Genomic DNA, 12,064 nt, shown 5'->3' with positions numbered 1-12,064 from the left:
CTCCATTTGCGGCCGGCGCACGTCCTCGTTCCTCTCGCCTCCGCTGCGCGCTTGGGGTAGCATTCGCCATCGCTGATAAGCGATATAAGTCTGCCGCCCGCGCCACACGCGCCGGCAGCCAAAGGGAGCGGACCATGAGACACAAAGGCTTTTCGCACATCGGAGTCTCCACGCTCGACCTCGACCGCACGCGGGAGTTTTACGAAGGCGTGCTGGGCTTCAAGGCCGTGCGTTGCGACATCATCAACATTAAGGAAGGCGGCCACATTCGTCACATCTTCTTCGACACCGGCCGCGACCAGCTAATCGCCTTCATGGAGGCGCGCGGGGTGCCGGGGATTCCGGCCGAGTACGACGCGGGAATAAATCGCGGCCTCGGCGTGCCGAGCGCCTTCTATCATTTCGCCTTCGAGGTCGGCACCGAGGCGGCGCTGCGCGAGAAGCGCGCGGAACTCGCGGCCAAGGGCGTGCAGGTGACCGATGTGGTCGATCACGAATGGGCCAAATCGATTTACTTCAAGGACCCTAACGGGATGCAGCTCGAGTACTGCACCTACACCCGCGAGTTCAACGAGGACGACGCCCGGATGCAGCCGCGCTTCGAGATCTCGGTGCGCGACCTCGGCCTGGCAGACGGCCTCGAGATCAAGCCCGTCCGCGCCTAGCTGCTCGACGTGTTCGGCTGGGCGGGCCGCCTGCCCGCCCACCGGAAAGGCTGCCTTCCCTGATTTTGCGTGCTACGGGCGGCGCAGTTCCTGGATCACCTCGCGCACCAGGCCGCGATCGTGCTCGTTGCGGATGGGGATCTCGAAGCTGAGCCGGTTGATTCCCGCAAAGCGCTTCTTCATCACAGAGGCGATATCGCGATAGGTGCCGACGGCGGCGAACGCGTGCACCATTTCCTCGCTCACCAGCGCGGGCATCTCGCGCCAGCGCTGTTGGACGGACAAGCGATGGAGCTGCTCGGCGGTGTCGGCCCATCCGTCGAGCTCGAAGCTTGAGCGGTACGAACGCGTCGAGCCGTAGAACGCGATTGTCTCTTTCATCTTCCGCACCGCGCGCGCGAGCGAATCCTGGTCGGGCGCGGTGCAGAGAAACCCGCCGCCCGAGATCTGGAAATTGTCCCATTCGCCCGCGGGCCGTCCCGATTTCGCAAATCCCTTGCGCAGGTTGGGAAAGGCGATCTCGTCGATATAGCGCCGCGTGACGATTCCATGCAGGCGTACGCCGTCGCACACCTCGCCCGCCACTTGCAGCATCCGCTCCTGCACCGCCGCGATCAGGACCGGGATATGCGGATGCTTGAGCGGGGGCGGCGAGAAGTTGGGGGTCATCAGCGACAGATTGTAATGCTCGCTGCGGAACTCGAACGGCGCACCGGTCTGCCAGGTGTTCCAGCACGCGCGCATCGCGCCGACGTAGTCCTTCATCCGCTGCGCCGGCTTGCTAAACGGCATCCCGAAGCGCCGCGTGATATGCCCTTTGACCTGCGAGCCCAGCCCGAGGACCAGCCGTCCCCCGCTCATCCGCTGGAGGTCCCACGCAATATAGGCGGTTGCCACCGGGCTCTTGGTGAAGGCGAGCGCGATTGCGGTGCCGAGCTCGACCTTCGACGGCTCCTGCGCCGCAACCGCGAGCGCGAGGAACGGGTCGTGCTGGGTTTCGACCGCGACGACGGCATCGTAGCCGAGCGCATCGGCTTCGCGCACCTGCTCGCGCAGCGTGCTCCAGGTCGGTTCAGGCGTGCCCCCGGCGCCCATCTCGGGCGTGTACGGCGCGCCAAGGTTCAACATGCGCTCGATTTTGATCTGGGCCACGGCTCTCCAGTTACGCGCCGTCACCCTACCGCGATGCCGGGGGCGGGAAAGGCGCGGCACATCTCGACCACCTCGCCCTTGATCCGCGCCAGTGCCGCTTCGTCATCGACGTGAGCGACGGCGTCGTCGATCCAGCGCGCGATCTGCTGCATCTCGCCCTCCTTCATCCCGCGCGAGGTCACGGCCGGCGTGCCCAAGCGCACGCCGCTGGGACTGAACGGCTTGCGCGGATCGTAGGGCACCGTGTTGTAGTTGCACACGATGCCCGCGCGGTCGAGCGCTTGGGCCGCCTTCTTGCCGATCACGCTCTTGTTGGTCAGGTCGATCAGGATGAGATGGTTGTCGGTGCCGCCGGAGACCAGATTGAAGCCGCGCGCGAGCAGCTCCTCCGCCATCGCCCGGGCGTTGCGCACGATCTGATGGCCGTACTCCTTGAAGGCCGGGGTGGCCGCCTCCCTGAGCGCGACTCCGATCGCGGCGGTCGTATGGTTGTGCGGGCCGCCCTGCAAGCCGGGGAAGACCGCCTTGTCGATCTTTTCGGCGACCGCGTCGCGGCAGAGGATCATCGCGCCGCGCGGGCCGCGCAGCGTCTTGTGCGTCGTTGTGCTGACGACGTCGGCGTGGGGGACGGCGTCGGGATGCGCGCCGGCCACGATCAGCCCCGCGATATGCGAGATGTCGGCGAGCAGATAGGCGCCGACCTCGCGCGCGATCTCGCCGAAGGTTTTGAAGTCAAACTGGCGCGGGTAGGCCGTGGCGCCGCATACGATCAGCTTCGGGCGCTCCTTCTTCGCCAGGTCGCGCACGGCGTCGTAGTCGATACGCTGGGTCTCGCGATCGACAACATAATGCACCGGACGCCAGAAGGTGCCGGTGGCGCTGACGTTCCATCCGTGGGTCAGATGGCCGCCGTGCGGCAGCGCGAGTCCCATCAACGTGTCGCCCGGCTTGAGCAGCGCGAAGTACACGGCCAGATTGGCGGGCGAGCCCGAGTACGGCTGCACGTTGGCGTGCTCGGCGCCGAACAGGGCGCGGGCGCGCTCGGCGACGATCGTCTCGATCCGGTCGATGTAGCGCTGGCCCTCGTAGTAGCGCTTGCCGGGATAGCCTTCGGAATACTTGTTGGTCAGGATCGAGCCGGTCGCCTCGAGCACCGCGCGCGAGACGTAGTTCTCCGAGGGGATGAGCCGCACCGATTCGAGCTCGTAGCGCTCCTCGGCGCGGATCAATTCGTAAATTTCGGGATCGGTCTGCCGCAGCGCGTCCATCATTGTTTCACCCGTTTACCCATGGGGACCGAAGCGCGCGCCCGCGGCGGCGCGCGCGGGGTTCGTATCCGCTACTGGAGATCCGGCGGCGTGACGTGCGCGATCCACGCGCGATAGTTGCCTTTGTAGCCGACCGCTCGCTGGCGCTCGCGCACCCGGCGCATTACTTCCGCGATCTGCTCCGGGGCAAGCGGCGGCCGCCGGCCGACCGCGCCCGCGATGCGCTTGCCCTGCGCGTGCGCCTCGACCCGCGCGCCCTCAGCGAGCGCCGGCCGTTCGCCGTTGAGTCCAAGGTAGCTCTCGGCAACGTAGGTGGCGACGAACGTGCCGCTCTCCAATGAGTCCTTGATATTGCCCTTGCCGGTTAGCACATTGCCGGCGGCATATACGGCGGTCGCGCCGTCGCTTATCAATCCGATTTTGGCGTCGAGGTAGGCGTACACTTCGCCCTTGCTCGGGATCCCCGGGATAGGCTCGGGGATGCTGCCGATCGAGCTCACGGTCATTACCGCGCGCTCGGGCGACTGGGTGTCGGGCAGCGTACGCACCTGGCCGTCGGCGACCTCGGTGCGGCTCATCTGCACGCCGACCATCCGATCACCCTCGACGATAATCCCGGTCGGCACGCTCAGCGGTTGGAACTCGAAGAGGTACTTGCGCTGCGCCTTCTCGAGGATTTTTGCGCGCGCGCCGCGCAGCGCCTCGGCCCGCTTGGGCGGCGCGTCGGGCGGGATGTCCGACAGCGGCATGTCGAGGACTCGCCGGCGATAAAACAGTTTGCACGGTGCCGCACCGAGGTCCGCGTAGCTGAGCCCGTGCGATTTGAGCACCGGCTCCAGCCCCTCGCGCTCCAGACGCAGCATGTCCTCCTCGATGCCGCGCGCGCGCAGCGCCGCGAGCGTGGTCTCGATTTGCAGCACCTTGACGACGTCGATCGAAGCGAGCCCGCCGCCGACCACGATCGCGCCGGGCGTGATCTCGTAGCGCGGGCCGTTGTAGCCGCGCTCGGGGTAGTGGTTGAACCAGTAGATGAGGCGGTTTTGATAAACTAGGCCGCGATCGATGAAGTGGTCGGCGCCCTCGACCGGGAAGGGACGATCGCGCCACGCGCCGTGCGCGAGCACGACCGCGCTCAGGCCCCACCCGTCGCGCAGCTCCTCGAACGAGAGGTCGCGGCCGAGCCGGGTCAGGGGCACGAACTCGACGTTGGGATGGTCGAGGCGGCGGTTGATCTCCTCGTACTCGTCCTTGCGCTGCTGCACGTGCCATCGCGGCAGCCCGTCCTCGATCTTGCCGTAGGGCCGCGGGTTTTGCTCGATGACGACGACCAGCACTCCACGCTCGGCCATGATGCGCGCGATCTCGGCCCCCGCAGTCGCCGCGCCGACGACCGCCACGACGTGGCGCCGCTCTGCCTGTGTAGTGACTTCAGCCATGGGGCGTGAATCTTAGCTTTGAACCGCGGGGCGATTGAAGAGTTTTGGGGGGCACCGCCGCGCCTTCGAGCGTCGCCATCGAATTTCTAACACACCGATGCGTCGCGCACGAATGGCGCACGCCCCGTCGCTTGCGCGCACGCCCAGCGCATGGTTGTCTGGACGTGGCCTCGTGCCGGTTAGCGTGATGGTGGTGAATCGTTCGGCTGCTGCCAAGTGGGCGCTGTGGGTGATGGTGTGTCTGGTGTCGCTGCTCGCCGGATGCGCCGTCGGATGGTGGGGGTACAGCGAGCACTGGAGCGCGGCCGACGCCGCGCTCGGCGAGGAGCACGAGGTCAACTTCCCCGCCCACGACACCTTCCTGCTGACCCAGGACGCGCTGCGCGGTGACGGTATCCTGTTCGAGGTCGAGCCCAATAATTCGCTTGCCACCCTGTGGCGCAACGCCGACACCAAGGTCGGCTTCATGGAAGGGATGCTCGGCGTCCAGCCGCGCTACCGCTACGAGGTCCAGGTGGTCCCCGAGGGCAGCCATAAAAGCAAAGTCGTGGTCAACGTCCGTACCGAGGGGATTCCAGACAGCGAGCTGGCCGACTACAAGGCGAGCAAACGCTTCGCGCTCTTCGGCGAGATCGATGAGCTGGCACGCAAGTACCCACCGCCCTCGGGAACACCGTCGTCGGGCGGGGTCAATTTCACCCTGCTGCCTAACGAGGACCTCAAGGCCTTGGCCAAGCGCGTCACCGGCAACGAGGATAACTGGCGGCAGATCGCCAAGGACAACGGGCTCAACTCGCCGACTGACGTAACACCGTTTCAGAGCGTTTGGGTAAGTAATAGCTTGCTAAAGAATACGTCAGCGAGCGGCTCGCCCTGATTCCAATGCGGTGCGGACGCGGCGGCGCGAAGGGGTGAGGGGCGAAAGGATGAGCGGCGGGGATGGCTCAATCGCTGGCTACGACCGAATCGCTCTCGTCGTACTCGGGGCAAAGCCCGGTCGGGCTCACGGCGGCCACTACGGTCAGGAATTGCTCGAAGGTCATCTGCAGATTGACGAAGCCGCCTTGGCAGAAAACCCATCCGTAGTAATCGAGGATCTCGTCGGGAATCATCAGCGGCAGCCGCGGCAGGCTCGAGACGATCGGGAAGCGGCGCGGCTCGATGTGCGGAGATTCCATGCCGTCGCTCTGATGGATAGCTCCATCGACAACGATGCTCGACTCGCGTAGAGGGACCACCTTGTTCTTGGCGCCGCGAACCATCGAAGATGGCACTCCTGATTTGCTACCCAGCCCCACGGTGCATATCGTATGCGGCTTTTGAGCTTTTGCCAAGCTTGCCCCACCGCATCAGCGCCACCCGCGGGGGGCCCTTTGGAGCCAAGGCCAGCCGCTGCTTGATGGTCTAAACACGTGAAAAATAATGATTTCTAATGCTCATGCAATAATCCTGGGCGCGATCCAAGGGCTGGCCGAGTTCCTCCCCATCTCCAGCTCCGCCCATCTCGTTCTGTTGCCTTGGCTGATGCGATGGGACGATCCGGGACTGGCCTTCGACGTGGCGCTCCATCTCGGGACGCTGGTCGCGCTGTTAATCTACTACCGGCGGGAGTGGTTCGCGATGGCCGAGTCGATGATTGGCGGCAACCTTGCCGAGCGGCGCCTCCTGATGCTCCTCATCGTCGCCTCGGTCCCGGGGGCGATCATCGGCCTTGCTTTCGAAAAGCAGGCCGAGACGATTTTCCGCTCTCCCGTGCTGATCGCGGTCGCGATGTCCGTGCTTGCGGTGCTCCTTTGGCTGTTCGACAAAGTTATGCCCCAGAAGCGAACGATGGGCGAAATGAGTTTCTGGGACGCGGTCGCGATCGGGCTCAGCCAGGCGCTCGCTATTGTGCCCGGCGTGTCGCGCTCGGGAGCGACGATCACGATGGCGCGGCTGATCCGGATCGAGCGGCAGGACTCGGCCAACTTCTCTTTCCTGATGGCGACGCCGATTATCGCCGGCGCAGGGCTGGTCGAGGCGCGCAAGCTGGTCCGCGAGGGGCTGAACTGGTCGCTCGGCCTGGGCTTCATCTCGGCCGCGATCTTCGGCCTCTTCGCGATCGATTTCCTCGTGCGTTACGTGCGCACGCGCAACTACGTTCCCTTCGCGATCTATCGGCTGATCCTGGCCGCGCTCGTTGTCGCAGTCTTCGTAGGCCGCCGCTGACGTTTCACCGCGTACGCAAGTCGCGGCGTGACCCGAATCGCAGGACCGCCTGAGCCGTGGAAGAGCCCCGCGCGATAGCCGACGACCGGCGCTCGCAAGCGCAACCTTCGACACCCGCTCGACCCGCGGCGCCGCCACCCCCGCGCGCGCGCACCGTGGGACTGACGATGGCGGCGCTGACAACCGTCATCGCTGCCGTGCAGCCGGTCCTGATGCGCTACGGGGCGGTGCGGCTCGATCCCTTGTTGTACGCAGCCGGATGCACGACGGTCGCCGCGATGTGCGTCCTGCCGATGCTCTATCTGCGCGGCGAGCTCGGCGCGTTGGTCGATCGGCGCTACCGGATGCGCCTGCTGGGGCTGTCGACCTCGGGGACGGTCGTTACGACGCTGACGCTGGTCTTCGGGCTCGGCCGAATTGACGCGATTCCTGGCACGCTGCTGCTACAGAGCGAGCCGGTCTATTCGCTGCTGCTCGCGACCCTGTTCGCCGGCGAGCGCCCTTCCGTCCGCCAGATCGCCGCCACTGTTATCGTGCTGTGCGGGATCGGTTCGGTGCTCGGCGCCGGCGGTGCCTACTCGCCCGCGTGGGCCGCGATGCTGGTGGTGGCGACGCCGCTGTTCTGGCAGACCGCGCATGTCCTGTCACTGGCGGTGATGCCGCCGCTGTCGCCCCTGTGTATCACCGGCGCTCGCTACGGTTACGCGGCGGGCGTGCTCTTGTTGATACTGGCTGCGCTCCATCCTGCTGCGGTCGCCGAGCTGCGCGAGCCGACGGTGCTGGCGACGATCGTCGCAACCGGCGCGATCGTTTACTTCCTCGGCTCGCTGACCTGGTACGCCGCGATAAGCCGCTTGTCGCTGACTTGGACTACCGCCCTGGTCATCCCTGGCGTGCCGCTGCTCTCGACCCTGTTCGCGATCGTCTTTCTGGGCGAGCGAGCGACCGAGCGCGAGCTCGCCGGCATCTTCGTCTCGATCGTGGGCATCCTGATGCTCGTGCTGGGCGCCGACGGCGTGCGCCGCCTTGCCGCCGCGGAGAAGGCCGAAGCGCTGCACCATCCGATCGCCTGAGCGGCCCCATTCTCAGTGGGGCGCGTATCCCAAAGACAGGCGTCGCTGCGCGCGCTCGCCGGAGCGCGCCCTTTTCGCTTTCCACGGCACGGCATTCGGCGCGCGGCGCGCCGGCGCGTTTGACTATCAATTTGGGGTGGTCTTAAGTGGCTGCGAACCCCGGCGCGCTCGAGTATCACGCGCCAGCAAACCAAGGAAACCGCCATGGCCAGACTGGTCGAACACGAACGCAACGCTCCCTACGAGATCCCCGAGGGCACCGAGCTGCCGGTATGGATCTGCGGCTGCGGGCTCTCCAAGAACAAGCCCTTCTGCGACGGTTCGCACAAGCGCACCCGCGACGAGGAGGGCTCGGCGCTATACGCCTACGACGACAAGGGGCGGATCAAGATCGAAAAGCAGTACTGAGACGCCGAACCCGTCGCGCGGCCTCGGCCAGCGGGGTCGCGCGATGCTTTCCCGCCCGCTTACCGCTATGCTGGGCGGGATGGACGACGCACGCTCCGGCGCGGCCCGCTCCGACCTCGCCTCCCAGGATGTAGCGACGTCCGCTGAGCCGCCCGCGCGAGCTCCGCATGGCGTCGCATGGCTGGTCGGGATCGCCGAGCCGCCGCTCGCCGTGGTCGTCTTGCTGGCGCTCGGCGCGATCCTCTTCCTCCTCAATCTCGGCGGCTACCCGCTATACACCAAGGGCGAGCCGCGCGAGGCCGTAATCATCTCGAATATGGTGCGCGGCGGCGGCGTGATCCTGCCGCTGCGCGCGGGCGTCGAAATCCCCTCTAAGCCGCCGCTGATGCATTGGATGGGGGCGCTGTTCTCGCTGCTCGCGGGCGGAATCAGCGAATGGACGGTGCGGATGCCCTCGGCGTTGCTGGCGATCGCCGGGATGCTCGCCTGCTTCTTCTACGTCCGCCGGCTCTTTGACAGCCGTGTCGCAATGCTCGCGGCGTTAATCCTCGGCACCACCGTGCAGTATCTCCAGGCCGGCGACGGCGCGCGCGTCGATATGACGCTCGCGTTCTTCATGGAGGTCGCCTTCTTCGAGTTCATCATGCTCGCCGAGGGCCTCACGGAGCGGCGGATGCTGCTCTATGCCGCGCTGGCGCTGGCCGTGCTGGCGAAGGGGCCCGTGGGCGTCGTCCTGCCGGGGCTGGTCGCGCTGGTATGGATGGCGGCGACGGGGCGATGGGAGGTGATCGGGCGGATGCGGCTGGTGCGGGGCGCGGCGCTGGTCGCCATCGTCGCCGGCGGATGGTACGTCGCGGCGACGATGGTGGGCGGGATGGCGTTCGTGCACAAGCAGATCCTGGCCGAGAACCTCTTTCGCTTCCTCCATACCGGCGGCGTCCGCGAGGGCCACGCCCATCCCTTCTATTACATCGAGGGCGCGCTGCTAGCGGGCTTCATGCCCTGGACCCCGCTGTTGCTGGTGCTGCTGGTGCAGGCCACGCGCAGTCCAAGGCCGATCGACCAGCGCCTGACCTACCTTCTGGTGTGGTTCGCGGTGGTCCTGGCTTTCTACAATTTGCCCGCGAGCAAGCGCGGCATCTACCTGCTCCCGCTCTATCCCGCGCTCGCCACGCTGCTCGCCGTGTACCTCGAAGAGGTCGCCCGCGCGCCCGAATTTTCCGCGATTTGGGTCCGCCGGCTGCGCCAGATCGCGGCCGTGTCGTTCATCGTCGCCGGCGGCTGCGCGCTCGCAGGCCTGGCGTTGGTGGCCTTTTCACCGCACGACCTCGGCGCGATCCTCAAGCCGTTCGGCATCACCGACTACGACTTTGTACCTCAGCTCGAGCTCGCTGCCGCCGCACATCCCTTTCTAGCGATGGGCCTTGGCGTGGCGCTGATCATCGTCGGGCTCTACGCCGCGCGCGACGAGGACAGCATCGAGCGGCTGTGCATCGCGATGGTCGGCGCAGTTGCCTGCCTTGCGTCGATTGCCAACCTGTACGTCGAACCGGCGCTGGCCAACGCGCTCACGCTCAAGCCGTTCACGCAAGAGGCGATGCGCATCGTTGGCCATCACAGCGTCGGCTACATGGGCGCGCTCAACTACGACGTCGCGTTTTACAGCGAGCGCAACATGCCGGTGGTTTCGGTCTGGCGCGGCGCGCGTCCGGACTTCCTGATTGCCTGGCGCGAGGACTTCATGCGCCTGCCGGAGTCGATGCGCGCGCAGTTCCGCGCGCTGCTCCTGAGCCACCCCACCGAGCTCGACGGTTCGGGCGGGATGGTGCTGCTGCGATGCGCGCCGGCAGGCCCGGGCGCGCCCGCGCCGCCGCCCGCCACCGCTCCGCCGGGCAAGCGGGAACCTCCGCAATTCAGCGTGTGAAGAGGTGGTGGTCGGCCGGCCACGAGCCTTCGAGTCTTGCTCCGCGCTGAGCAGCGCGGGCCCGCTAGGACAGGCGCGCGCGGCGCAGCGCCGAGATCGCCTTAACCAGGCGCGGCATCACGCTCGCCGCCCCGCCGCGCAGGCTGAGGTCGCAGATCTGGGTCACCTCCGACGCGTAGAGGTTGACCTCGATCATCCGCCCGCCACGCTCCTTGACCTCGATTGCGAAGCCGGCCGCAGGATAGACCGTCGCCGAGGTTCCGCCAAGAATGACGAGGTCGGCGCGCCCCGCATGCTCGGCGCACTCGCGCAGCACGTCGGGCGGGATCGGCTCGCCAAACGACACGGTGTCGCTCTTGAGCAGCCCCTTGCACTTGGGGCATGGCGGCGGCAGCACCTGGAGGCTGACTTCCTCGGCCGGAAAGCGGGCGCCGCACTCCAGGCATCGGATGAGCTTCCAGTTACCGTGGATCTCGGCGAGCGCCTTATGGCCGGCCTGGCGATGGAGGTCGTCAACGTTCTGGGTGATGAGGAAGCGCAGCACGCCCATCTGCTCGAGCTCGGCAAACGCGTAATGGCCGGGGTTGGGTTTGGCGACCCGCAAGGGCGCGAACAGCTCGTCGTCCTGGCGGCGCAGCCTGTCCTCCCATCCCTTCTTCGGATCGGCCAGGAAGATCTGAAAGCCGTTCATCGGCGGCTCGCCGTACTTGGTCCACAGCCCGCCTGGGCCGCGAAACGGCGGAATCCCGCTCTCCACCGACATCCCGGCGCCGGTCAGCGCGATCGGATAGCGCGCCGCCAGCACCATCTCGGCCGCCCGCGCTATCTGCGCCTCGCTCGCCCGTTCGCTCTCCTGCGCCATCGCACTTGCACCTCCCGACATCGCCGCGCGGCGGCCGCCTACTCGGTCGCGCACGAAACGAACGTGAACGCGTAGGCGCCGAGCCCCGGCTCGCGCGCGCGCAGCGTCAACGCTCCCGCGCTCACCGATTCGTTGGCCACGAGGTTGTACATCCGCGGCCGATCGACTGTTATCAGCAGCATGCCGCTGTCCGGGCGCGCGTCCTCGCCGGGGCGCTGGTCGGCATCAAGCTTAAGCTCGACCCTTACCGGCCCCTGCGCCGGCGGCGCCATCACGAGGTTCACGTCCTTGCCGGTGTAGCGCAACGCGAGCGAGGCGCCCGCCGCGCCGGCGCCGGCGCTCTCCGCCCCGACGATCCATCGCCCGCCCAGGTAGGCGATTCCCTCGGCGTGATGGCCGGGGTCGGCGTAGTCGTGCGCACGATCGTGCACGACGCCGCCCGGATTGCCGAACTGGCCGCGCGCGTAGCCGAGGTAGAGTTCAGGTGTGACGCGATAGCAAAGCGCTCCCGGACGGTCGGTGTCCCGCACCGGCGCCATCAGCGGCGGCGCGCTGAACCGTGGATTGAGCTCGGCGAGCGCGCGTTGGATCGCGCGTTCGCTGTCATGGTAGGCGCCCTCGCCGAAATGGTAGTAGCGGATCCGCCCGTGCGCGTCGACCAGGTACTTGGCCGGCCAGCACCGGTTGGAAAATGCGCGCCAGATCGCGTAGCCGTTGTCGAGCACGACCGGGTACTCGATCCCGAAGCGCGCGACCGCCTCGCGCACGTTGCCGTGCTCGCGCGCGAAGGTGAACTCGGGCGCATGCACGCCGACCACAACCAGGCCCGCCTCGCGGTAGCGCCGATCCCATCCGACCACGTACGGCAGGGAGCGGATGCAATTGACGCAGGTGTAATCCCAGAAATCGATCAGTACCACCGCCCGCCCGCGCTGCTCGCCGAGCCTAAGCGGCCCGCCTTGCAGCCATTCGCCGCCGTCAAGCTCGGGTGCGAAGATCGTCTCGTTAATCTGCGGCATCGTTCCTGCGGGTGCGGCTCCTCGGCGGAGCCTAGCACAACGCTGCCGC

The 12,064-nt window shown here is 66.9% G+C and carries 12 protein-coding genes; 6 read left to right on the top strand and 6 right to left on the bottom strand.

Annotation, left to right across the window (positions count from 1 at the left end):
* The first annotated feature begins 134 nt into the window (after positions 1 to 134).
* Positions 135 to 665, top strand: coding sequence for a VOC family protein (locus VFB33_15535; protein HZO83106.1), 531 nt, complete (start codon positions 135 to 137; stop codon positions 663 to 665).
* A gap of 72 nt (positions 666 to 737) precedes the next feature.
* On the opposite strand, the gene VFB33_15530 is transcribed toward VFB33_15535, so the two are convergent.
* The 3 genes from VFB33_15530 to VFB33_15520 all read right to left on the bottom strand — a co-directional run bounded on the left by VFB33_15530 (position 738) and on the right by VFB33_15520 (position 4,521).
* Positions 738 to 1,817 (bottom strand): TIGR03617 family F420-dependent LLM class oxidoreductase, encoded by a 1,080-nt coding sequence (locus VFB33_15530; GenBank protein ID HZO83105.1) that lies wholly within the window; start codon positions 1,815 to 1,817, stop codon positions 738 to 740.
* Positions 1,818 to 1,837: 20 nt separating this feature from the next.
* The gene (gene glyA / locus VFB33_15525; GenBank protein HZO83104.1) at positions 1,838 to 3,085 is read right to left on the bottom strand and encodes a serine hydroxymethyltransferase; all 1,248 of its coding nucleotides are present in this window, start codon (positions 3,083 to 3,085) and stop codon (positions 1,838 to 1,840) included.
* A gap of 71 nt (positions 3,086 to 3,156) precedes the next feature.
* On the bottom strand, positions 3,157 to 4,521 hold the full coding sequence (locus tag VFB33_15520) for a hypothetical protein (protein HZO83103.1): 1,365 nt from the start codon (positions 4,519 to 4,521) through the stop codon (positions 3,157 to 3,159).
* A gap of 112 nt (positions 4,522 to 4,633) precedes the next feature.
* Here VFB33_15520 and VFB33_15515 point away from each other — a divergent pair, with 112 nt between their 5' ends.
* The gene (locus VFB33_15515) at positions 4,634 to 5,398 is read left to right on the top strand and encodes a hypothetical protein (protein ID HZO83102.1); all 765 of its coding nucleotides are present in this window, start codon (positions 4,634 to 4,636) and stop codon (positions 5,396 to 5,398) included.
* A gap of 67 nt (positions 5,399 to 5,465) precedes the next feature.
* Here VFB33_15515 and VFB33_15510 read toward each other — a convergent pair whose 3' ends face one another.
* Positions 5,466 to 5,783, bottom strand: coding sequence for a hypothetical protein (locus VFB33_15510; protein ID HZO83101.1), 318 nt, complete (start codon positions 5,781 to 5,783; stop codon positions 5,466 to 5,468).
* A 160-nt stretch (positions 5,784 to 5,943) separates the two neighbouring features.
* On the opposite strand from VFB33_15510, the gene VFB33_15505 reads away from it, so the two are divergent.
* The 4 genes from VFB33_15505 to VFB33_15490 all read left to right on the top strand — a co-directional run bounded on the left by VFB33_15505 (position 5,944) and on the right by VFB33_15490 (position 10,134).
* Positions 5,944 to 6,729 (top strand): undecaprenyl-diphosphate phosphatase, encoded by a 786-nt coding sequence (locus VFB33_15505; protein ID HZO83100.1) that lies wholly within the window; start codon positions 5,944 to 5,946, stop codon positions 6,727 to 6,729.
* A gap of 167 nt (positions 6,730 to 6,896) precedes the next feature.
* Positions 6,897 to 7,802: a DMT family transporter gene (locus tag VFB33_15500; protein ID HZO83099.1), complete on the top strand. Its 906-nt coding sequence runs from the start codon at positions 6,897 to 6,899 to the stop codon at positions 7,800 to 7,802.
* Between the two features lie 204 nt (positions 7,803 to 8,006).
* Complete coding sequence (locus tag VFB33_15495) at positions 8,007 to 8,210, top strand: CDGSH iron-sulfur domain-containing protein (protein ID HZO83098.1); 204 nt, start codon at positions 8,007 to 8,009, stop codon at positions 8,208 to 8,210.
* 43 nt (positions 8,211 to 8,253) lie between these two features.
* Positions 8,254 to 10,134, top strand: a complete 1,881-nt coding sequence (locus tag VFB33_15490; protein HZO83097.1) for a glycosyltransferase family 39 protein — start codon at positions 8,254 to 8,256, stop codon at positions 10,132 to 10,134.
* Between the two features lie 64 nt (positions 10,135 to 10,198).
* Here the strand turns inward: VFB33_15490 and VFB33_15485 are convergent, their stop codons facing one another.
* Positions 10,199 to 10,996 (bottom strand): Sir2 family NAD-dependent protein deacetylase, encoded by a 798-nt coding sequence (locus VFB33_15485; GenBank protein ID HZO83096.1) that lies wholly within the window; start codon positions 10,994 to 10,996, stop codon positions 10,199 to 10,201.
* A 38-nt stretch (positions 10,997 to 11,034) separates the two neighbouring features.
* Positions 11,035 to 12,015, bottom strand: a complete 981-nt coding sequence (locus tag VFB33_15480; protein ID HZO83095.1) for a redoxin family protein — start codon at positions 12,013 to 12,015, stop codon at positions 11,035 to 11,037.
* Between the last annotated feature and the right edge of the window lie 49 nt (positions 12,016 to 12,064).

It is taken from the genome of Candidatus Binataceae bacterium (assembly GCA_035650475.1).
In the GTDB taxonomy this organism is placed as follows: domain Bacteria; phylum Desulfobacterota; class Binatia; order Binatales; family Binataceae; genus JAKAVN01.
The sequence above is the reverse complement of the archived record's forward strand: the minus strand, read 5'-3'. Positions and strand labels throughout refer to the sequence as shown.